The organism is Agromyces sp. NPDC056389 (genome assembly GCF_042262385.1).
Classification (GTDB): Bacteria; Actinomycetota; Actinomycetes; order Actinomycetales; family Microbacteriaceae; genus Agromyces.
In genome coordinates, this window is record NZ_JBHJPN010000002.1 from 551749 (window position 1) to 573257 (window position 21509).

General features: G+C 70.1%; 21 protein-coding genes. 10 read left to right on the forward strand and 11 right to left on the reverse strand.

Translation table 11 applies throughout. From position 1 onward, the window contains the following. Positions 1-110 precede the first annotated feature (110 nt). From ACFCVM_RS15530 to ACFCVM_RS15545, 4 genes are all read right to left on the reverse strand, one after another. The gene (locus ACFCVM_RS15530) at positions 111-2240 is read right to left on the reverse strand and encodes an ABC transporter ATP-binding protein (protein ID WP_375837463.1); all 2130 of its coding nucleotides are present in this window, start codon (positions 2238-2240) and stop codon (positions 111-113) included. Next, positions 2237-3970: an ABC transporter ATP-binding protein gene (locus ACFCVM_RS15535; protein ID WP_375837464.1), complete on the reverse strand. Its 1734-nt coding sequence runs from the start codon at positions 3968-3970 to the stop codon at positions 2237-2239. The genes ACFCVM_RS15530 and ACFCVM_RS15535 overlap by 4 nt, the downstream gene beginning before the upstream one ends. Beyond that, on the reverse strand, positions 3964-4626 hold the full coding sequence (locus ACFCVM_RS15540; protein WP_375837465.1) for a TetR/AcrR family transcriptional regulator: 663 nt from the start codon (positions 4624-4626) through the stop codon (positions 3964-3966). Before ACFCVM_RS15540 ends, ACFCVM_RS15535 begins: the two co-directional genes overlap by 7 nt. Positions 4627-4783: 157 nt before the next feature. Continuing rightward, positions 4784-5818 (reverse strand): 4-hydroxy-3-methylbut-2-enyl diphosphate reductase, encoded by a 1035-nt coding sequence (locus ACFCVM_RS15545; protein WP_375837466.1) that lies wholly within the window; start codon positions 5816-5818, stop codon positions 4784-4786. 87 nt (positions 5819-5905) lie between these two features. On the opposite strand from ACFCVM_RS15545, the gene xseA reads away from it, so the two are divergent. The 5 genes from xseA to ACFCVM_RS15570 all read left to right on the forward strand — a co-directional run bounded on the left by xseA (position 5906) and on the right by ACFCVM_RS15570 (position 10247). Continuing rightward, positions 5906-7207, forward strand: a complete 1302-nt coding sequence (xseA, locus tag ACFCVM_RS15550) for an exodeoxyribonuclease VII large subunit (protein WP_375837468.1) — start codon at positions 5906-5908, stop codon at positions 7205-7207. Position 7208: 1 nt separating this feature from the next. Further along, positions 7209-7457 (forward strand): exodeoxyribonuclease VII small subunit, encoded by a 249-nt coding sequence (locus ACFCVM_RS15555; RefSeq protein ID WP_375837470.1) that lies wholly within the window; start codon positions 7209-7211, stop codon positions 7455-7457. Continuing rightward, positions 7457-8098 carry a DUF4245 domain-containing protein gene (locus ACFCVM_RS15560; RefSeq protein WP_375837471.1) on the forward strand — a complete coding sequence of 214 codons (642 nt, stop codon included), beginning with the start codon at positions 7457-7459 and terminating at the stop codon, positions 8096-8098. Before ACFCVM_RS15555 ends, ACFCVM_RS15560 begins: the two co-directional genes overlap by 1 nt. A gap of 11 nt (positions 8099-8109) precedes the next feature. Further along, entirely contained in the window at positions 8110-8766 is a 657-nt protein-coding gene (locus tag ACFCVM_RS15565) for a carbonic anhydrase (RefSeq protein WP_375837472.1), read from the forward strand. Positions 8767-8834: 68 nt separating this feature from the next. After that, entirely contained in the window at positions 8835-10247 is a 1413-nt protein-coding gene (locus ACFCVM_RS15570) for a class II fumarate hydratase (RefSeq protein WP_375837473.1), read from the forward strand. Positions 10248-10306: 59 nt separating this feature from the next. On the opposite strand, the gene ACFCVM_RS15575 is transcribed toward ACFCVM_RS15570, so the two are convergent. Further along, on the reverse strand, positions 10307-10825 hold the full coding sequence (locus tag ACFCVM_RS15575) for an HAD-IA family hydrolase (RefSeq protein WP_375837474.1): 519 nt from the start codon (positions 10823-10825) through the stop codon (positions 10307-10309). A 231-nt stretch (positions 10826-11056) separates the two neighbouring features. On the opposite strand from ACFCVM_RS15575, the gene ACFCVM_RS15580 reads away from it, so the two are divergent. Next, positions 11057-11683 (forward strand): pyridoxamine 5'-phosphate oxidase family protein, encoded by a 627-nt coding sequence (locus tag ACFCVM_RS15580; RefSeq protein ID WP_375837475.1) that lies wholly within the window; start codon positions 11057-11059, stop codon positions 11681-11683. Positions 11684-11731: 48 nt separating this feature from the next. Here ACFCVM_RS15580 and ACFCVM_RS15585 read toward each other — a convergent pair whose 3' ends face one another. The 3 genes from ACFCVM_RS15585 to ACFCVM_RS15595 all read right to left on the reverse strand — a co-directional run bounded on the left by ACFCVM_RS15585 (position 11732) and on the right by ACFCVM_RS15595 (position 15253). Next, positions 11732-13078: a PhoH family protein gene (locus tag ACFCVM_RS15585; RefSeq protein WP_375837476.1), complete on the reverse strand. Its 1347-nt coding sequence runs from the start codon at positions 13076-13078 to the stop codon at positions 11732-11734. Positions 13079-13278: 200 nt separating this feature from the next. Next, complete coding sequence (locus ACFCVM_RS15590; protein ID WP_375837478.1) at positions 13279-14397, reverse strand: aminotransferase class V-fold PLP-dependent enzyme; 1119 nt, start codon at positions 14395-14397, stop codon at positions 13279-13281. A gap of 70 nt (positions 14398-14467) precedes the next feature. Next, positions 14468-15253 (reverse strand): isoprenyl transferase, encoded by a 786-nt coding sequence (locus tag ACFCVM_RS15595; RefSeq protein ID WP_375837479.1) that lies wholly within the window; start codon positions 15251-15253, stop codon positions 14468-14470. A 73-nt stretch (positions 15254-15326) separates the two neighbouring features. On the opposite strand from ACFCVM_RS15595, the gene ACFCVM_RS15600 reads away from it, so the two are divergent. Next, a complete protein-coding gene (locus tag ACFCVM_RS15600) occupies positions 15327-16130 on the forward strand; it encodes a hemolysin III family protein (protein ID WP_375837481.1) in 804 nt (267 codons plus the stop codon). A gap of 6 nt (positions 16131-16136) precedes the next feature. On the opposite strand, the gene ACFCVM_RS15605 is transcribed toward ACFCVM_RS15600, so the two are convergent. Then, complete coding sequence (locus tag ACFCVM_RS15605) at positions 16137-16448, reverse strand: hypothetical protein (protein WP_375837482.1); 312 nt, start codon at positions 16446-16448, stop codon at positions 16137-16139. A 113-nt stretch (positions 16449-16561) separates the two neighbouring features. Between ACFCVM_RS15605 and ACFCVM_RS15610 the strand changes: the two genes are divergently transcribed. Further along, complete coding sequence (locus tag ACFCVM_RS15610) at positions 16562-17002, forward strand: DUF4307 domain-containing protein (RefSeq protein WP_375837484.1); 441 nt, start codon at positions 16562-16564, stop codon at positions 17000-17002. A gap of 119 nt (positions 17003-17121) precedes the next feature. Next, a complete protein-coding gene (gene greA, locus ACFCVM_RS15615; RefSeq protein ID WP_375837485.1) occupies positions 17122-17613 on the forward strand; it encodes a transcription elongation factor GreA in 492 nt (163 codons plus the stop codon). 54 nt (positions 17614-17667) lie between these two features. Here greA and ilvA read toward each other — a convergent pair whose 3' ends face one another. Together ilvA and ACFCVM_RS15625 are read right to left on the reverse strand one after the other, a co-directional pair. Next, on the reverse strand, positions 17668-18921 hold the full coding sequence (gene ilvA, locus ACFCVM_RS15620) for a threonine ammonia-lyase (RefSeq protein WP_375837486.1): 1254 nt from the start codon (positions 18919-18921) through the stop codon (positions 17668-17670). Then, positions 18918-20141 carry an AI-2E family transporter gene (locus ACFCVM_RS15625; protein WP_375837487.1) on the reverse strand — a complete coding sequence of 408 codons (1224 nt, stop codon included), beginning with the start codon at positions 20139-20141 and terminating at the stop codon, positions 18918-18920. The genes ilvA and ACFCVM_RS15625 overlap by 4 nt, the downstream gene beginning before the upstream one ends. 106 nt (positions 20142-20247) lie before the next feature. Between ACFCVM_RS15625 and ACFCVM_RS15630 the strand changes: the two genes are divergently transcribed. Next, positions 20248-21459 carry a winged helix-turn-helix domain-containing protein gene (locus tag ACFCVM_RS15630; protein ID WP_375837488.1) on the forward strand — a complete coding sequence of 404 codons (1212 nt, stop codon included), beginning with the start codon at positions 20248-20250 and terminating at the stop codon, positions 21457-21459. Positions 21460-21509: the final 50 nt, after the last annotated feature.

Consider the following 21509-nt stretch of genomic DNA (forward strand, 5'->3'; position numbering starts at 1 on the left):
GCGAAGCACCGCATCGAACCGTCGAAATCCGCTCTCCGAACGCATCGGAAGAGCGGATTTCGACGTTTCGGCAGAAGCCGACCGCGAGGGTTCGGCGACCTCCCTGAGGGTCAGCTCGCGGCGCCCTCGGGCACCGCCTCCATGCCGCCCGTGGCCGGGCCCGCGACCGGTCCCCCGGCCTCCTCTGGGTCGACGAGCGCCTGCGCATCGGCCGGCGCCGCGAACTGCGCCTCGTAGAGCCGCGTGTACGCGCCGCCCTGAGCGAGCAGCTCGGCGTGGGTGCCCTGCTCGACGATGTGCCCGTCCTCCATCACGAGGATGAGGTCGGCGTCGCGGATCGTCGAGAGGCGGTGCGCGATCACGAACGAGGTGCGGTCCTTGCGCAGCGCGTTCATGGCGTGCTGCAGCAGCAGCTCGGTGCGGGTGTCGACCGAGCTGGTCGCCTCGTCGAGGATCAGCACCGCCGGCTGGGCCAGGAACGCACGGGCGATCGTGATGAGCTGCTTCTCACCGGCGGAGAGGTTCGACGCCTCGTCGTCGAGCACCGTGTCGTAGCCGTCGGGGAGCGTTCGCACGAAGCGGTCGACGTAGGTCGCCCGGGCCGCTTCGAGGATCTCGTCCTCCGAGGCATCCGGCCGCCCGTAGGCGATGTTCTCGCGGATCGTGCCCGTGAACAGCCAGGTGTCCTGCAGCACCATGCCCATGCGGCCGCGCAGCTCGTCGCGCGTCATGTGCGTGATGTCGACGCCGTCGAGCGTGATGCGCCCGGAGTCGAGCTCGTAGAAGCGCATGATGAGGTTCACGAGGGTGGTCTTGCCCGCCCCGGTGGGGCCGACGATCGCGATCGACTGCCCGGGTTCGGCGGTGAGCGAGAGGTCGTCGATGAGCGGCTTCTCGGGGTCGTAGCTGAACGAGACGTCTTCGAAGACGAGACGACCGGATGCCGCGCCCTCATCGGCATCGGCATCTGCCGCGGCCTCGGGCTCGGCCGGATCGGGCACCTGCTCGTCGGCGTCGAGCAGCTCGAACACCCGCTCGGCGCTCGCGACACCCGACTGCAGGAGGTTCGCCATCGAGCCGAGCTGGCTGAGCGGCTGGGTGAACTGCCTCGAGTACTGGATGAAGGCCTGCACGTCGCCGAGGCTGATGCCGCCCGCTGCGACCATGAGCCCGCCGACGACGGCGATCGCGACGTAGACGAGGTTGCCGACGAACATCATGGCGGGCATGATGATGCCGCTCACGAACTGCGCGCCGAAGCTCGCCTCGTAGAGCTGGTCGTTCTTGTCGTCGAAGCCGCGCTCGACCTCGCGGCGGCGGCCAAAGACGCGCACGAGCGCGTGGCCCGAGTAGGCCTCCTCGATCTGCGCGTTGAGCGTGCCGGTGTGCGTCCACTGCGCGACGAAGAGCTTCTGCGAGCGCTTCGCGATGACCGTCGTGATGAGGATCGTGAGCGGGATCGTGACGAGCGCGATCGCGGCGAGCAGCGGCGAGATGACGAACATCATGACGAGCACGCCGATGACGGTCAGGAGCGACGTCAGCAGCTGGCTCATCGTCTGCTGCAGCGACTGCGAGACGTTGTCGATGTCGTTCGTCACGCGCGAGAGCAGCTCGCCGCGCTGCATCTTGTCGAAGTACGACAGCGGCAGGCGGTGGAGCTTCTCCTCGACCTCCTGGCGCAGCCGGTAGACGGTGCGCTGCGTCACGCCGTTCAGCACGTAGCCCTGCGCCCAGCCGAAGAGCGAGGCGAGCACGTAGAGCGCGAGCACCCAGAGCAGCACGGTCGAGAGGGCGGCGAAGTCGATGCCCTGGCCGGGCACGAGGTGCATCGAGGCGACCATGTCGGCCTGCTGGGTGTCGCCCGACGCCCGCAGCTGGTCGACGACCTGCTGCTGGGTGGCACCCGCGGGCATCTGCGACGAGAGGAAGCCCTCGAAGATGATGTTCGTGGCTCCACCGAGGATCTTCGGGCCGAGCACCGAGAAGACGACGCTCACGATGCCGAGCAGTACCACGGCCACCACGAGGGTGCGCTCGGGCTTCAGCCGGCGGAGCAGGCGCTTGGCCGACGGCCAGAAGTTCATCGACTTCTCGGAGGGCATGCCCATGCCACCCATCGGGCCTCCGCCCATCGGACCGCGACGGGGCGGGCCGACCGGGCGCGCCGGAGCAGCCGGCGTCTCCTGCGGCACCTGCTCGTCAGCGGATTCCCGGGGCCGTCCCTGCGACGCGCTCATGCCGCCTCCTCCACGCTCAGCTGGCTCTCGACGATCTCGGCGTACGCCTCGGAGCTCGCGAGCAGTTCTTCATGCGTCCCCTGCGCCGTGATCCTGCCGTCTTCGACGACGAGGATCTTGTCGGCGCCGACGATCGTGGCGACCCGCTGGGCGACGACGATCATCGTGGCATCCGACACCGTGCGCGACAGCGCCGCGCGGAGGCGGGCGTCGGTCGCCGTGTCGAGGGCCGAGAAGGAGTCGTCGAACAGGTAGATCGGCGGTCGTTTCGCGAGGGCCCTGGCGATGGACAGTCGTTGTCGCTGCCCGCCCGAGACGTTCGTGCCGCCCTGCGCGATGGGCGCCTCGAGCTGGCCCGGCATCGCGGCGACGAAGTCGCGTGCCTGCGCCGTCTCGAGCACGCTCCAGAGCTCGGCATCGCTCGCGTCGGGGTCGCCGTAGCGCAGCGTCGAGCCGACGGTGCCGGCGAAGAGATAGGGCTTCTGCGGCACGAGGGCGAGCTGGGCGCCGAGCACCTCGGGGTCGAGCTCGCGCACGTCGACGCCGCCGACGCGCACGGATCCGCCCGTGGCGTCAAAGAGTCGCGCGACGAGGTTGACGATGGTCGTCTTGCCCGAGCCCGTGGCGCCGATGATCGCCGTGACCTGGCCGAGTTCTGCGACGAAGTTCAGGTCGTGCAGCACGGGCTCCTCGGCGCCGGGGTAGGCGAAGTCGACGTGGCGGAACTCGACCGTGCCGGGAGCGGTGAGGGCGAAGACGGGCTGCTCGGGGTCGACGACGCTCGACGCGGTCTCGAGCACCTCGCCGATGCGCCCCGCCGAGACGGCGGCACGGGGCAGCAGGAATGCGATCATCGTCGCCATCATGACGGCCATGAGGATCTGGATGAGGTAGCTGAGGAACGCGGTCAGCGAGCCGATCTGCATCGAGCCGTCTTCGACGCGGTACGCGCCGAACCAGAGCACCGCGATGCTCGAGACGTTCAGCACGAGCATGACGACCGGGAAGACGAGGGCGAAGAGGCGCCCCGCCTTCAGCGCGGTGTCGGTGAGCGCGTCGTTGGCCTCGTCGAAGCGCTCGCTCTCGACGCCTTCGCGCACGAACGCGCGGATGACGCGGATGCCGGTGAGCTGCTCCCTGAGCACTCGGTTCACTCCGTCGATGCGCTTCTGCATCGACTGGAAGAGGGGCACCATGCGGCTGATGATGAGTCCGACCGTGACGAGCAGCACGGGCACCGCGACGACCATGATCCACGAGAGCGCGAGGTCTTCGCGGAGCGCCATGATGACGCCGCCGATCGCGAGGATCGGCGCCGAGACGAGGATCGTGCACGACATGAGCACGAGCATCTGCACCTGCTGCACGTCGTTCGTCGAGCGCGTGATGAGGCTCGGGGCGCCGAAGCGCGACACCTCCTGCTCCGAGAAGTCGGCGACCTTGCGGAACACCGCCACCCGCAGGTCGCGGCCGAAGGCCATCGCCGCCTTCGCGCCGAAGTACACGGCCGCGATGGCGCATGCGACCTGGGCGAGCGTGATGGCGAGCATCACGCCGCCCGTCGAGATGATGAAGCCGGTGTCGCCCTTCGCGACGCCGTCGTCGATGATGTCGGCGTTCAGCGTCGGCAGGTAGAGCGAGGCGATCGACTGCGCGAGCTGGAACACGATGACGCCGAGGAGCAGCGCCCAGTACGGCCGGAGGTGCCGGCGCAGCAGTTTCATCAGCATGGAGTGGTTCCCATCGGGCTGGTCGAGGTGGTCTGGTGGTTCGGTTCGAGCGGTGCAGCGGATGCCGCGCGCGCAGGTGCCCCCGCCGGTGTCGCGATGCCGTGCACGATGAGGTGCGCGAGCTCGTCGGTGTCGAGCCCGATCGTCGGGCCGAACTGCGGCATCGCCGACGCGAACGCGACGAGCCGCACGAACTTGAAGACCTGGGCCGGCGGCACGCGCAGCGCCTCGAGGTCGGGGGCGAGCAGCTCCTCGAAGATGCCCGTGATGATCTCGAGGTTCTGGGCCGGCGGCCGGGGGCGGCCGCCGAGCGCGGCGAACACGCCGAAGATGCCGCTGAACCGGTCGAGGAAGCGAGCGAGCACGAGCTCGATCTTCGGCTCGAGCGGCAGCGACGGATCGATGCTGCGGAGTGCCGCCCGGAACGGCTCTGGGTCGAGGAAGTGCTCGACGGCCGCGTCGATGATCGACTCCTTGTCGTCGAACACGCGGAACAGCGTGCCCTCGGCGACGCCCGACGCATCGGCGATCTGCCGGGTCGTGACGTCGCGGCCGTGGGCGACGAGCAGCGGCAGCGTCGCCTGGGCGATCGCCGCTCGACGCTCCTCGACCGGCATCGGCTTCGCGCGCGTCGCGCGATCGGTACTCGATGTCATGCGAGCGATGTTACGCGGAGTGAGCGCTCACTCCATCCCTCGGAAGGCGGAAGATCGGCGGCGCGCGGCGACGTTCGCCGATGGCTGAACGCGGCGCCGCGGCATCCGCTTCATCGCCTCGCGCGTGCCGCGAGGCATCCGCTCGTCAGGCCTGGAATCAGCGCTGCACGCGCCCGCCGAGCGCGCGCTCGTCGCGGTTGCCCTGCAGGTCTTTTCGCAGCTCCTTCGGGAGCGAGAACATCAGGTCCTCTTCGGCCGTCTTGACCTCGGAGACCGAGCCGTAGCCGGCGTCGGAGAGCGCGTCGAGCAGCTCCTTCACGAGCTCTTCGGGCACGGATGCGCCGCTCGTCACGCCGACGGTCTCGACGCCGTCGAGCCACTCCTGCTTGACCTCGCTCGCGTAGTCGACCCGGTAGGCGGCCTTGGCGCCGTACTCGAGCGCGACCTCGACGAGGCGCACGCTGTTCGAGCTGTTGGCAGAGCCCACGACGATCACGAGGTCGGCGTCTTGTGCGACCTTCTTGATCGCGACCTGGCGGTTCTGCGTGGCGTAGCAGATGTCATCGGAGGGCGGGTCTTGAAGATTCGGGAACCGCTCGCGGAGGCGGCGCACCGTCTCCATGGTCTCGTCGACCGAGAGCGTGGTCTGCGAGAGCCACACGACCTTGTCGGGGTCTTGCACCTCGATGTTGTCGACGTCGTCGGGGCTGTTGACGATCGTCACGTGGTCGGGCGCCTCGCCTGCAGTGCCCTCGACCTCTTCGTGGCCCTCGTGGCCGATGAGCAGGATCTCGAAGTCGTCGCGCGCGAAGCGAACGGCCTCGCGGTGCACCTTGGTGACGAGCGGGCAGGTCGCGTCGATCGCGTGCAGGCCTCGGTCGGCGGCGGCGTTCACGACGGCCGGCGAGACGCCGTGCGCGCTGAAGACGATGTGGGCGCCCTCTGGCACCTCGTCGACCTCTTCGACGAAGATCGCGCCCTGCGCCTCGAGCTCGGTGACGACGTGGATGTTGTGCACGATCTGCTTGCGCACGTACACCGGGGCGCCGTAGTGCTCGAGGGCCTTCTCGACCGCGATCACGGCGCGGTCGACGCCCGCGCAGTAGCCGCGCGGCGCGGCGAGCAGCACGCGCTTCTGTCCGGGGACGGGGTTATCCTTGAGCCGGCCGCGCACGCCCGGAACTCGGGGCATGCCAAGGCCGATTCGCGGGGTTTCCGTAGTGCTCGTCACGGTGCCCATCCTACGCGGCTGACGCGGGCCGACGGCTGGGAGGCCCACATGACGGATGCACCGGCGACACGCGATGCTCCGTGGCCGGTCGCGCTCCTCTCGGGCAAGCTCAAGGCGTACATCGATCGGCTCGGCACGGTGTGGGTCGAGGGCGAGATCACCCAGTGGGGCGTCTCCGGCGGCAACGTCTACGGCAAGCTGAAGGACCTCGACGCCGAGGCGACCCTCTCGTTCCAGGTGTGGTCGTCGGTGCGCGCCCGGTTCGACGAGCAGTTCAAGCAGGGCGACCGGGTCATCGCGCTCGTGAAGCCCAACTGGTGGGTCAAGGGCGGCTCGCTGTCGATGCAGGTCTTCGAGCTGAAGCACGTCGGGCTCGGCGATCTGCTCGAGCGACTCGAGCGACTGCGCACCCAGCTCGCGGCCGAGGGGCTGTTCGACGCCGGGCGCAAGCGGCGCCTGCCGTTCCTGCCGGGGGTCGTCGGCCTCATCACCGGCAAAGACAGCGACGCCGAGAAAGACGTGCTGCGGAACGCTCGGCTGCGTTGGCCGGCCGTCGAGTTCCGCGTCGTGCACGCCGCCGTGCAGGGCGATCGCACCGTCTCAGAGGTCGTGGCGGCGATCGAGCGGCTCGACGCCGACCCGCAGGTCGAGGTCATCATCATCGCCCGCGGCGGCGGCGACTTCCAGAACCTCCTGGGCTTCAGCGACGAGCGCGTCGTACGCGCGGCGGCCGCGGCATCCACCCCCATCGTCTCGGCCATCGGGCACGAGGCCGACCGGCCGCTCCTCGACGAGGTCGCCGACCTGCGCGCTTCGACTCCGACCGATGCTGCCAAGCGCGTCGTGCCCGACGTCAACGAGGAACTCGTGCGGGTCGAGCAGGCCCGCGCCCGGCTCGGCATGCGGCTGCAGGCGATCCTCTCCCGCGAGATCGACCGCATCGGCCACCTGCGCTCGCGGCCGGCACTCGCCGAGACATCCTGGATCGTCGACCGCCGTGCCGAAGACCTGACCCGCTGGGTGGCGCGCGGCGCCGAGCTCGTCGAACGCACGATCGACCGGCAGACCCATCGCGTCGCCGAACTGCGCGGGCACCTCCGCGCCCTCTCGCCGCAGGCCACCCTCGACCGCGGCTACGCGATCGTGCAGGGCGCCGACGGCCACGTGGTGCGCGGCCCTGCGGGCGCGCCCGACGGCGCGGACATCACCGTCACCCTCGCCGAGGGCGCCTTCGCCGCCGTCTCCCGGGGCGCCGTGCCGTCCGTGCACGACCTCGCCGCGGAGCCGCTCGTCGAACCGCCGGCCGAGGCGCTCACGGCGCCGGACGGCGCTCACGACCACGCCGAATAGAATGGACGACATGCCCTCCCCCACCGATGTCTCCGAGCTCAGCTACGAGCAGGCGCGCGACGAGCTCGTGCAGGTCGTCGGCGAACTCGAGCAGGGTTCGGCGGCGCTCGAGCAGTCGCTCGCCCTGTGGGAGCGCGGCGAGGCCCTCGCAGCCCGCTGCGAGGAGTGGCTGATCGGCGCGAAGGCGCGCCTCGAGGCGGCGCGCGCCGGCTCGTCTCGCGCAGCATCCGACGACAGCGGCGACCGCTGATGGCGGAGCGCGCACCGCGGGTCGTCGCCGAGCTCGGCCGGCCCGAGACCCCCGAAGAGACCGCGGCCCGCAAGGCCGAGAACTCCCTCAAGCACCGCCAGCGCCAGACGCTGCGCAACCTCCTGCTCGCGCTGGGCGCGAGCCTCGCGATCATGCTCGTCATCGTGCTGCTCGTGCCGCGCAGCGACACGCCCATCGAGCGCGACGTCGACGTGGCCTCCCTCGCCCAGCAGGCCCAGGGCGCGAGCCTCGACCCGCTCGCGGTGCCAGAGCTGCCCGAGGGCTGGCGCGCCAATGCCGCCGAGCTCCGCGTCAGCAAGGCCGACGACGTGACCGCATGGTACGTCGGCTACCTCACCCCCGGCGACGAGTTCATCGGGCTCTATCAGGGCCTCGACGCGAACCCCACGTGGGTCGCCGGACTGCTCGCACGCACCCTCGCCGTGGGCACGACCACGATCGACGGCGTCGAGTGGACGGTGTACGACAACCGGGAGTCACCCGAAGACGTCGGCAACGCCCGGTACGGCCTCACCACCGAAGCGGGCGGCAGCACCTTCGTGCTGCTCGGCACCGCGACTCCCGAGGAATTCGAGACGCTCGCGTCGGCGCTCACGCCGACGATCGAGGCGCAGGACTGAAAGGGCACCACGTGACCACGCAGCCGAAAGATCGTCCGCAGACTCCGGCTGAGACGTGGCGCGAGCTCCGCAGCGGCAACGCGCGCTTCGTCGAGGGCAAGCCGCTCCACCCCCGGCAAGACGTCGATCGCCGCGCGTCGCTCGCGCACTCGCAGCGCCCGCTCGTCGCGATCTTCGGATGCAGCGACTCCCGCCTCGCGGCCGAGATCATCTTCGACGTCGGCCTCGGCGACGCCTTCGTGGTGCGCAATGCCGGCCAGGTCGTGACCCCGTCGTCGCTCGGCTCGCTCGAGTACGCCGTGGGCCTCCTTCACGTGCCGCTCGTCATCGTGCTGGCGCACGACGAGTGCGGCGCCGTGCGCGCCGCAATCGACTCCGAAGGCGCCGACGCTGCCCCGCTCCCGGTGCACATCGCCGGCCTCGTGGAGAAGATCGTGCCCGCCGTGCGCAAGGTCGCCGGCGGCGCAGCAGACTCCCCGGTCGACCCCGTGCACGTCGACACCGGCTTCGTCGGCCGCGAGCACCTGCGCAACACCGTGACCGAGCTCGTGGCCGCCTCCGAGATGATCAGCGACGCGATCGCAGCGGGTACGCTGGCTATCGTCGGAGCGAACTACCGACTCTTCGAGGGTCGCGTCGAGACCGACATCGTCGTCGGCTCGGTCTGACGGCTCACGCCGAACGAACGAGCGGCATCGGCCGGGACATCCGGCAAGCACATCGAAGGGAACACACCGTGGTGGACAACGCCGCCGACTATCGCATCGAGCACGACACGATGGGCGAGGTGCGGGTGCCCGCATCGGCCCTCTACCGGGCGCAGACGCAGCGCGCCGTCGAGAACTTCCCGATCTCCGGAGCCGGCCTCGAGCCCCAGCAGATCCAGGCGCTCGCACGCATCAAGAAGGCGGCCGCGCAGGCGAACGCGCAGCTCGGCGTGCTCGACCCGGCCATCGCGAAGGCGATCGAAGACGCCGCCGACGAGGTCATCGCCGGCGTGCACGGCTACACCGAGCACTTCCCGGTCGACGTCTATCAGACCGGCTCGGGCACCTCGTCGAACATGAACATGAACGAGGTGCTCGCCACCATCGCGACGGGCAAGCTCGGCAGCCCGGTGCACCCCAACGACCACGTGAACGCCTCGCAGTCGTCGAACGACGTCTTCCCGACCTCGGTGCACATCGCCGTGACCGCGGCGCTCATCGACGAGCTCATCCCGGCGCTCGACCACCTCGCCGTCGCCCTCGAGGTGAAGGCCGTCGAGTGGGCCGGCGTCGTCAAGGCCGGCCGCACCCACCTGATGGACGCGACGCCCGTCACCCTCGGCCAGGAGTTCGGCGGCTACGCGCGCCAGATCCGCCTCGGCATCGAGCGCGTGCGCACGGCGCTCCCCCGCGTCGCAGAGGTCCCGCTCGGCGGCACCGCCGTCGGCACCGGCATCAACACGCCGGCCGGCTTCCCGCAGCTCGTCATCTCGCTCCTGCAGTCCGAGACCGAACTGCCGGTCACCGAGGCCGCCGACCACTTCGAAGCCCAGGCCAACCGCGACGGTCTCGTCGACGCCTCGGGCGCGCTGCGCACGATCGCCGTGAGCCTCACGAAGATCTCGAACGACCTCCGCTGGATGGGCTCCGGCCCGAACACGGGTCTCGGCGAGCTGCGCATCCCCGACCTGCAGCCCGGCTCCTCGATCATGCCGGGCAAGGTCAACCCCGTCGTGCCCGAGGCCGTGCTCATGGTGTGCGCGCGGGTCATCGGCAACGACGCGACGATCGCGTGGGCCGGTGCATCCGGCGCCTTCGAGCTCAACGTCCAGATCCCGGTCATGGGCACCGCGCTCCTCGAATCGATCCGCCTGCTCGCGAACTCGGTGCGCGTGCTGGCCGACAAGACGATCGACGGCCTCGAGGCCGACGTCGAGCGCGCGACCGCCCTCGCGGGCATGTCGCCCTCGATCGTCACCCCGCTCAACAAGCTCATCGGCTACGAGGCCGCGGCGAAGATCGCGAAGCACTCGGTGGCCAAGGGGATCACGGTGCGCGAAGCGGTGATCGACCTCGGCTACGTGGAGCGCGGCGACCTCACGATCGAGCAGCTCGACACCGCGCTCGACCTGCTCTCGATGACGCGTCCGCCGCAGGCCTGAGCCTCGGCGAACCTCGAAGCGCCCCCCCCAACCCGCGGGGGCCTTCGGCGTCGACGGCGTCAGGCGGATGTCGCGTGCACGTTGTTGCCCGCGACGAAGCCGACGATGTCGGCGGCTGCGTCGGCGAGCGTGCGAAAGTGCCGATGGGCGCCCGAGACCGGCACATCGCCGTTGACGCTCCAGGTCGTCATGCCCGCGGCGAGCCCCGCGGCGACACCCGCTGGGGCGTCCTCGATCACCAGGCAGTCGCGAGGGTCGACGCCGAGACGCCGCGCCGCGAGCAGGTAGGGCTCGGGCGACGGCTTGCCGGCGCGGGTTGCCAGGTTGTCGACGACGACCCCGGGCAACGGCAGTCCGAGCCGTCGGAAGCGCGTCTCCACTCGCCGCTCGGCGTTCGACGTGACGAGGGCCCAGGTGTTCGGCGCGAGCGACGAGAGGAGCAGCGCGGCACCGTCGATGCCGCGCAACGGCCCGAGCTCGGCCTCGACGTCTTCGAGCCGGTCGAACACGGCGACGAGCGCAGCCGGGTCGCGCCCCGGCAGCAGCTCGGCCACCGTCTCGATCGGCCGTGTGCGCATGGCCGCCTCGTACACGACCGCCGGGTCGAGGTCGAATCGCTCGGCCCACTCGTGCCAGATGCGTCGCTGGCCCGCCCATCGCGTCGATCAGCGTGCCGTCGACATCGAAGAGCACCGCCCGATTCGCCCGCATCGTCCGATCATCTCAGGCGCGGCGCCTCAGCCGGTCGCGGCCGTGGATACGATCGGTGCCGGCATCGACCGGGTCGGTCGCGGGCGTAGCGTGGAACCATGGACCACGGAGGCACCCCCGTCACGACCTCGACCGAACTCGAGGAGATCGTCGGCCGGCCACTGCCCGCCGCCCGCGACAAGTCGCGCGACCGACTGCACGACCTCGATCGGCAGTGGCTCGCGGCATCCCCGCTCTGCTTCATCTCGACAGCGGATGCCGCCGGCAACGCCGACGTCTCCCCCAAGGGCGACCCGGCCGGCTTCACCCTCGTGCTCGACGACACGACGATCGCGATTCCCGAGCGACCGGGCAACCGCCGTGCCGACGGCTTCCACAACGTGCTCGAGAACCCGCACGTCGGGCTGCTCTTCGTCATCCCGGGCCGCGGCGACACGCTGCGCATCAACGGCCGCGGTCGACTCCTCCGCGATGCCCCCTACGCCGGTCGCATGCAGGTGCGTGGGCACGAGCCCCTGCTCGTGCTCGAGGTCGCGATCGACGAGGTCTTCTCCCACTGCTCGAAGGCGTTCCTGCGCTCGCAGACCTGGAAGCCCGAGACCTGGGATCCCGCTGCCGCGCCCCGCCGCGCTGTGATCGCCCAGGCGCTCGAGCGCCCGAACGAGTCCGTCGAAGAGCTCGACGCGTACTACGGCCCCACGTACGACGCGAAGCTCTACGGCTGACGCGACGCGGGCCCCGGTCGCCCGGGGCCCGCGCGTGCCGTTCGTCGACTAGGCCAGCTCGTGCCCGTCGAGCATCTCGGCGACGAGCGCCGCGATCGCCGAGCGCTCCGAGCGGGTGAGCGTGATGTGGGCGAAGAGCGGATGCCCCTTCAGCGTCTCGATCACGCTCGCGACGCCGTCGTGCCGGCCGACGCGCAGGTTGTCGCGCTGGGCCACGTCGTGGGTGAGCACGACGCGCGAGTTCTGCCCGATGCGCGAGAGCACCGTGAGCAGCACGTTCCGCTCGAGCGACTGGGCCTCATCGACGATCACGAACGCGTCGTGCAGCGAGCGCCCGCGGATGTGCGTGAGCGGCAGCACCTCGAGGATGCCGCGATCGATCACCTCTTCGAGCACGTTGTCGGAGACGACCGAGCCGAGCGTGTCGAACACGGCCTGACCCCACGGGTTCATCTTCTCGCCCTGGTCGCCCGGCAGGTAGCCGAGCTCCTGGCCGCCCACCGCGTAGAGCGGGCGGAACACCATGATCTTCTTGTGCTGCTGCCGTTCGAGCACCGCCTCGAGGCCCGCGCACAGGGCAAGGGCCGACTTGCCGGTGCCGGCCCGGCCGCCGAGTGAGAGGATGCCGATCTCGGGGTCGAGCAGCAGGTCGATCGCGAGCCGCTGTTCGGCCGATCGCCCGTGCAGGCCGAAGACCTCGCGATCGCCGCGCACGAGTCGCACCTCCCGCTCCCCCACGACCCGGCCGAGCGCCGAGCCGCGATCGGAGTGGATGACGAGTCCGGTGTTGATCGGCTGCTCCAGGTCGGTGCCCACCGTCAGGTGCTCGTGCTCGTAGAGCTTCGCCATGTCGTTGGAGCCGAGGTCGAGCTCCGCCATGCCGTTCCAGCCCGAGTCGATCGCGAGCTCGTGCCGGTACTCCGCGGCGTCGAGGCCGATGGATGCGGCCTTCACACGGAGGGGCAGGTCCTTCGAGACGACCGTGACGGCGAGCCCGTCGTTGGCGAGGTTCAGCGCGCACGCGAGGATGCGGGAGTCGTTGTCGGAGAGCCGCAGCCCCGACGGCAGCACGCTCTGGTCGCTGTGGTTCAGCTCGACGCGGAGCGACCCGCCGTCGCCGACGGTGATCGGGAAGTCGAGACGCTCGTGCTCGACGCGCAGCTCATCGAGGATGCGCAGTGCCTGACGGGCGAAGTAGCCGATCTCGGGGTCGTTCCGCTTCGCCTCGAGCTCTGTGATCACGACGACGGGCAGCACGACCGCATGCTCGTCGAAGCGGAACAGGGCCTTCGGATCGGAGAGCAGCACCGAGGTGTCGAGCACATACGTGCGCTCCTGCTGTGCTGCTGCGGCACCCGCCGCGAGATCGGTCGACTTGGAGGTAGAGAGTGACACGCCAGCTCCCGCCCCGAGCTTCAGCTCGGCATTCCGCGTCGGCGGTGATCCTCCCACGAGCGGTTCACGAGCCGACTCGATCGGACGACTTGTCCGATGCCACAGACGCTACGACGGTGCCGTCGAATCGGCATGAGCGACACGCGGGGCGACACATGCCGTTCACCTGCGAGCGGATGCCGCGGCCCTCTGCGGCCCGCTCAGTACGACGCCGCGGTGCCGTACGAGACGAACGCCGCGCGCAGCATCTCGAGCGTCTCGTCGGAGGTCGCGGCGTGCACCGACAACCGGATCCGCCCCTGCCGCATCGTCGCCGTGACGCCGTGGTTGTGCAGCGACGCAGTGAGCAGGGTCACCTGCTCGGTCGGCGGTTCGAGCACGACGATGCCGGCGCGCTCGCGTTCGTCGCGCGAGGAGACGACGGCGATCGCGAACTCGTCGGCGAGCTCGATGGTCTGGCTGACCCGCTCGGCCATCGCGGAGTTGATCGCGCCGACGCCGACGCCGGCGATCTCCTCGAGACTCGCGGCGAACCTGGCCTCGGCGAGCGGGTCGGGGTTCGACACCCGGTAGGCGCGCGCGTCGGGAGCGGGCGGGGGCACCTCGCCCCACGGCTCGTCCTCCTCGGTGCCGGTGAAGCCCGAGAACACGGGGGTCAGTTGATCGAGTGCGCGCGGCGACAGGGCCATGAACCCCGTGCCCCAGCCGGCACGGCACCACTTCTGCCCACCGGTCAGCACGACGTCGGCGACCTCCCACGGCGCGTCGACGACACCGAAGCCCTGGATGGCGTCGACGATCAGCAGGCGGTCGCCGATGACCTGCCGGATGCCCTCGATGTCGCAGAGGTACCCCGAACGCGAGTCGACGAGGCTCACCGCGACGGCGGCGACGTTCGACTCGAGCTGCTCGCGGATCTGGCCGGGCGTCACCTTGCCGTGGTCGGTCTCGAGCCACACGGGCTGCACGGTGTGCAGCGCCTCCTGGGCGCGCACCGCGGCGATGGGCAGGCTCGGGAACTCGTCAGCCGATAGCAGCACGCCGCCCGTGAGGCCGAACATCGCGTGCATGATGCCGGTCGTCGTGTTGGGCTCGAAGACGATCTGGTCGGCCGGGAATCCGGTGACCGCCGAGGCCGCCGCCCGCACCCGGCCGTCTTGCTCGCGGATCTCGTCGAGGCTGCCGTGGCGGGCGCGCTGCAGCACCTGGGTGAAGACGAGCGACTCCTCGGCGGCAGCCGTCGAGAGCGGCCCGACCCGACCGTAGTCGAGGTACCCGGGTTCCTGGGTGAATCCGGCAATGAAATCGTCGATGGTCACGTGGAGGTGCCCCCTTCATCGAGGCGGAGATGTTCGGCGCGCATAGTCTCGCAGACGAGGATGTCGCGAGTCATCCGCCGAATCGGCGATGACGCTTCGTGTAGTCGCGGAGGGCCCGCAGGAAGTCGACCTTGCGGAGGTCGGGGCCGAGGGCCTCGACGAAGTAGAACTCGCTGTGCGCCGACTGCCAGAGCATGAAGTCGCTGAGCCGCTGCTCGCCCGAGGTTCGGATGACGAGGTCGGGGTCGGGCTGGCCGCCCGTGTAGAGGTGCTGGCCGATGAGGTCGGGCGTCAGCCGTTCGGCGAGGTCGTCGAGGCTCCGCCCCTCTGCGTGATGCTCGGCGACGATCGAGCGCATCGCATCGGTGATCTCCTTGCGGCCGCCGTAGCCGACCGCGAGGTTGACGTGCAGGCCGTGCTTGTCGGCGGTGCGGTGCTCCGCCGCGTCGAGCGCAGCGACGAGGGGCTCGGGGAGACCGGCATCCGACCCGACGTGCTGCACACGCCAGTCGCGGTAGTGCGAGAGCTCCTCGGCGAGCTCGGCGATGATCTCGATGAGGTCGGCCAGTTCGGCCGAGGGGCGGTTGCCGAGGTTGTCGCTCGAGAGCAGGTACAGCGTGACCGTCTTGATGCCGGCGTCGTCGCACCACTCGAGGAACTCGCGCATCTTCGCCGCACCGGCACGGTGGCCGTGGGCCGCGGTGTCGTAGCCGAGCTGCTTCGCCCATCGACGGTTGCCGTCGATGATCATCGCAACGTGGCGCGGCATGGCCTCGGGATCGAGTCCGCGCCGGAGCCGGTTCTGATAGAGGCGGTAGAGGAGGCCGCGACCGAGGGGCTGATCGCTCGTCTGCACGGGACTACGCTACCCCCAAGGTGCATCCGACACTCACAGCCGGTCGTGACCGGCGAGGTCCTACGCTGTGAGCATGACCTCGAAGCGCCGGCGCGCATCACACGATGCAGTGGACGAACTCTCCCGCCCCGTCGCGACGGAGGACCCGGGCGACCTGGCCGTCTCGCGGAGCGAGCACGGCCCCGACCTGCCGAACATCCCGCTGCTCGACGATTCGCTCGCGCACCCCGAAGAGGTCAAGCCCACGTGGCGCGGCTGGATCCACGCCGGCACCTTCCCGGTGACGATCGCGGCCGGCATCGTGCTCATCGTGCTCGCAGAGGGCGCACCGGCGAAGTGGGCGTCGGCGGTCTTCGTGCTCTCCTCGATGCTGCTCTTCGGCAACTCGGCGCTCTACCACCGCTTCAACTGGAAGCCGAAGACGAAGCTCGTCCTGAAGCGCATCGACCACGCCAACATCTTCCTGCTGATCGCGGGCACCTACACGCCGCTCGCCGTGCTCGCCCTGCCGCCCGACAAGGGCTGGCTGCTGCTCGGCGTCGTCTGGGCCGGGGCGCTCGCGGGCATCGGCTTCCGCGTGTTCTGGATCGGCGCACCGCGTTGGCTCTACGTCGCGCTCTACCTGCTGCTCGGTTGGGCGGCCGTGATGTACCTCGGCGATCTGCTCGCGGCGAACGCGGCGATGATGGTGCTCGTCATCGTCGGCGGGCTGCTCTACACGGGCGGCGCCATCGTCTACGGCCTCAAGAAGCCGAACCCGTGGCCCGGGGTCTTCGGGTTCCACGAGATCTTCCACACCTGCACGGTGCTCGCGTTCATGTGCCACTGGACGGCGACGCTGCTCATCGCGATCGCGCCCGTCTACCACGTGGGCTGAGGCTCGTCAGCGAGCGGATGCCTCGTCGGGCCCGTCGTCGGTCGAACCGGGTTCGGCGGGCGGCAGGGTGCCCGAGGCATCCGTCACCTGGCCGTCGGCCTCGGCGATCTCGGCATCGCGCGCCTCGGCCTCGAGCTGCTCGCGCACCTCGATGCGGTAGTTCGTGCGACGGATGCGGCGCACCATGTCGAGCACGAGCAGGAGCACCACGACCATGATGAGGAACGTGATGACGAAGCCCCAGATGCCGGGCGTCACCGTGTTGGGGTCGAACTCCTCGTCTTCCGCCAGGAAGGTCAGGGCTGGAACGACGAGCATCGGACTCTCTTTCACGCGTGCACTTGATCAGCTTGCACTGGCGAGCTTCGGCCTGCGCCGGGCGCGTTAGGCTTGAATCCAAGCCTAGACGATCGACCTCGAAGGAGCCTGCGGTGACCGCGCCCCGGAACGAAGCGCCGCCGAGCACAGCGCCCACGAACGACGTGCTCGACGCGCGATACGGGCGCACCCGCTCGCACCGCACTCGCGATCGGATGCTGCTCATCGGGGGCGCCATCGCGTTCGCGATCGTGCTCGTCGCGTGGGTGCTCTGGGCCGGCCTCGACGGCCAGAAGCCGCAGATCGAGGTCACCGACACGGGCCACCGACTCATGAACGAGAACCGCGCCGTGGAGGTCACCTGGACCCTGTCGGTCCCGCCCGGCAACGAGACCGCGTGCGCCGTGCAGGCCTTCAACGAGGACTTCACGGTCGTGGGCTGGAAGATCATCGAGGTTCCGGCGTCCGATCGGCACCTGCGCAGCCTCACCGAGACCGTGCGGGTCGCCCAGGAGGCGAACACCGGTTTGATTTACGGCTGCTGGCTCACCTAACATGGGGCATTCGCTCCGACATCCGTCGGGGCGACACGTCTATACGGCGTGAAGTCGACCGAACCAACGAACAGACCGAGTACCCGTCGCACGGGTCCTCATACACGGGAGTGTGCATCATGGCGCAGGACGTCACCGCCACCTGGCTCACCCAGGAGGCCTACGACCGCCTGGCAGCGGAACTCGAGCACCTCTCCACCCACGGCCGCGAAGAGATCGCCAAGCGCATCGAGGCCGCGCGCGAGGAGGGCGACCTCAAGGAGAACGGCGGCTACCACGCGGCCAAAGACGAGCAGGGCAAGATGGAGGCCCGCATCCGTCAGCTGAAGGAGCTGCTCCGCACCGCCGAGGTCGGCGACGCGCCGCAGTCGTCGGGCGTCGTCGAGGCTGGCACCGTCATCACCGCGATCATCGCGGGCGACGAAGAGACGTTCCTCATCGGCAGCCGTGAGATCGCCGGAGACTCCGAGCTCGACGTCTGGAGCACGCAGAGCCCGCTCGGCGCTGCGATCCTCGGCCTGAAGGTCGGCGAGAAGACCAGCTACACCGCGCCGAACGGCCGCGAGATCGCCGTCGAGATCACGAGCGTCGAGACCTGGGGCGGCCAGTAGGCCCGAGGACTCTGCGCGTGACCACCGCCGGCATCGGGAGCGCCGTGCCGGCGGTCAGTCGTTGTCGACGACCGGTTCGTAGCCGGCACGTCGCAGCACCTCGACGACCTCGGCCCGGTGCTCGGGGCCGCGCGTCTCGATGGAGAGCTTGAGCTCGACCTCCGAGATCTGCAGCCCTGACCCGTGCCGCGTGTGCAGCACTTCGATGACGTTGGCGTTCGCCTCGGCGAGCAGCTCGGCGATGCGGGCGAGCTGACCCGGACGATCGGGCATGCCGATGCGGAGCGTGAGATAGCGATCGGATGCCGCGAGCCCGTGTGCGATCACCCGCTGCATGAGCAGCGGGTCGATGTTGCCGCCCGAGAGCATCGCGACGACCGGGCCGTCGGACGTGATCTGGCCGGTCATGATCGCGGCGACCGAGACCGCACCGGCGGGCTCGACGACGAGCTTCGCCCGCTCGAGCAGCACCAGGAGCGCCCGCGCGATGTCGTCTTCGGAGACGGTGACGATCTCGTCGATCGCCTCGCGGATGATCTCGAAGTTCAACTCGCCCGGTCGGTAGACGGCGATGCCGTCGGCGATCGTCGGCACGACCGGCACCCGCTGCGGCGAGCCCGCTGCGAGTGATGCCACGTAGGGCGCGGCGTTCTCGGCCTGCACGCCGACGATGCGGATCGTGCGCCCGAGCTGTGCGGCGCGCTGCTTCGCGGCGCTCGCGATGCCGGCGGCGAGTCCGCCTCCGCCGATGGGAACCACGATCGTGGCGACGTCGGGCGCCTGCTCGAGGATCTCGAGTCCGAGCGTGCCCTGCCCGGCGATCACGTCGGGGTGGTCGAACGGCGGGATGATGACCGCGCCGGTCTCGTCGGCGTACGCCGCCGCGGCTTCGAGCGTCTCGCCGACCGAGTCGCCGCGGAGCACGACCTCTGCACCGTAGGCACGGGTCGCCTCGAGCTTCGGGAGCGCGACGCCCACGGGCATGAAGATCGTGGCGCTGATGCCGAGCTCGCGCGCGGCGAATGCCACGCCCTGGGCGTGGTTGCCGGCCGAGGCCGCGACGACGCCGCGGGCGCGCTCGGACTCGGTCAGCGCCGCGATGCGGTGGTAGGCGCCGCGCAGCTTGTACGATCCCGTGCGCTGCAGGTTCTCGCACTTGAGGTGCACGGGCACGCCGAGCAGGTCGGCGAGGAACCGCGACGACTCCATCGGCGTCTGCCGGGCGACGGCGGAGACCACGCCTCGCGCGCGCTCGAAGTCGGCGAGGCTCGGTCCTGCGATCGTGGTCGTGGTCGTCAACTCGTTCATTCTCCTCGTTTGTAGCCGGGGCGTTGCGGCACCGTGCGCCAGAGCGCCGAACGGGGCGGCGGCTGGGGAGCCGTGTCGTTCTTCCAGGCACCGCTCGCGACCGAGAGGATCATGACGTTCACGACCGCGGCGACGGGCACCGCGAAGAGCGCACCGGGGATGCCTGCGAGGAGCGAACCGGTCGCGACCGCGACGACGACGCCGAGCGGGTGCACCTTGACGGCGGTGCCCATGATGAGCGGCTGCAGCACGTGGCCCTCGACCTGCTGCACGAGCAGCACGATGCCGAGCATGATGAGGGCGATCACCGGTCCGTTGTAGACGAGCGCGACGAAGACGGCGAGCGCTCCCGTGGCGACCGCGCCGACGATCGGGATGAACGAGCCGAGGAAGACGAGGATCGCGATCGGCACCGCGAGCGGCACTCCGAGGAAGAACGCTCCGAGGCCGATGCCGATGGCGTCGATCGTCGCAACGAGGATCTGCACCTTCACGAAGTTCTGCAGCGTCGTCCATCCGGCCTGACCCGCGCCGTCGATGGCGGCGCGCCCGCGGCGCGGGAAGATGCCGACGATCCAGTTCCAGATGCCGCGGCCGTCGATCAGGATGAAGAGCGTCGCGAAGAGGGCGAGCAGCATGCCCGCGAGGAAGTGGCCGAGGCTCGAGCTGAGCGAGAGCGCGCCGCTGACGAGCACGCCGGTGTCCTGTTGCACCGACTGGATGATCTGATCGACCCAGTCGTTCAGCTGGGACTCGGTGATGTGGAACGGACCTTCGAGCAGCCACTCGCGGAACTTCTCCCACGCCACGAGCGATTGCGCGGCGAGCTCGTCGGAGCCGCGCACGATCTGCGTGATGCCGAGCGTGAGCAGCCCGCCGACGACGATGAGCGCCGAGAGCATGGCCGTGGTGACGGCGAGCCATTTCGGCCAGCGGTGCCGCTGCAGCAGGCCCGAGAACGGCACCAGCAGCGCACCGATGAGCACGGCGACGAGGATCGGGATGACGATCAGCCGCAACTGGATGATCAGGAAGACGACGACCGCGAGCACGCCGCCGATGAGCAGCAGTCGCCACGACCAGCCTGCGGCGAGCCTCACCCCGAAGGGGATGCTGTCGGTCACCTCGCGCGGAGCGGACTCCGCCTGCTGCGCCGGAGTCTGCGTGTCCGTCGCACCCCGCGACAACCGGCCCCGTTTCCGCCCCGTGGAGTCCGTCATCGCTCCAGTCTAGGTGCGGCGTATGAACGGGGCGGCATGGGCCTGCGGATGCCGCGCATCCGGGTCGCGCGTCGGTGTCGGTCGTCCCCGCTATCGTCGAGGCATCATGGTCGACGTCGTCAGCCCCGCCCTCGCTCGCCGCATCGCACTCGCCGCGCAGGGATTCGCGCGCCCGCTGCCCGAGGCGCCCGGCACCCGCGCCGTCAACGGCGTCATCGACCGGCTCGCCCTCTTGCAGATCGACTCGGTCAACGTGTTCGAACGCAGCCACTACCTGCCCGCGTTCAGCCGGGTCGGAGCCTACGACCGCACCGCACTCGATCGCATCACCACGGGCCGCCGCGGGCGCATGGTCGAGTACTGGGCGCACCAGGCCGCCTTCATCCCGCGCGAGCTCTGGCCGCTCTTCGACTTCCGCCGCGCGGCGTTCCGGGCGAACGGCAGCGACTGGGGCGGGTGGGTCTCCCAAGACGCCCCATTGGCCGAGTGGCTCAGGGCCGAGCTCGCCGCGAACGGCCCCATGCGGGCGAGTGAGATCGAGCACGACGCCAACGAACGGCGCGGCCCGTGGTGGGGCTGGTCCGACGTCAAGCGCACACTCGAGATGATGTTCCGCACTGGCGACGTCGTGTGCGTCGAGCGGCGCCGCTTCGAGCGCGTCTACGCGTTGCCCGAGCAGGCGCTGCCGGGCGAGCTGCTCGGCACCGCCCCGACCGAGGCCGACGCCGTGCGCGAGCTCGTGGGACTCGCGGCATCCGCTCAGGGCATCGCGACCGAAGCAGACCTCGCCGACTACTGGCGCATGAAGCGCGCGCCCGTGCGGCAGGCGATCACCGAGCTCGAAGAGGCCGGGGTGCTGCTGCCGGTCGAGGTTCCGGGGTGGAAGACCGGGTCCCGCCAGATACCGGCCTGGCTGCACCGCGACGCGAAGCGGCCGCGCCGCATCGAGACGGCGGCGGTGCTCTCGCCGTTCGACCCCGTCGTGTGGTTCCGGCCGCGCACCGAGCGGCTCTTCGACTTCCACTATCGCATCGAGATCTACACGCCCGAGCCCGACCGCAAGTTCGGCTATTACTCGCTGCCCGTGCTCATCGACGACCGCGTCGTCGGGCGGGTCGACCTGAAGAGCGATCGGCAGGCCGGCATCCTCCGAGTGCAATCGGCGTGGAGCGAGCCCGGTGCTCCGGCCGAGACTGCAGCGCGGCTCGTGCCGGTGCTGCAGCGTGCGGCCACCTGGCAGGGGCTCGGCGAGGTGAGCGTGACCGGGCGGGGCGACCTCTCCCCGGCTCTCGCCGCCGAACTCCGAGCCACGGCCTGAGCGCCTGAACTCACTGAGCGGTCGCCTGGAGCGCCTGTCCGCCTCGAACG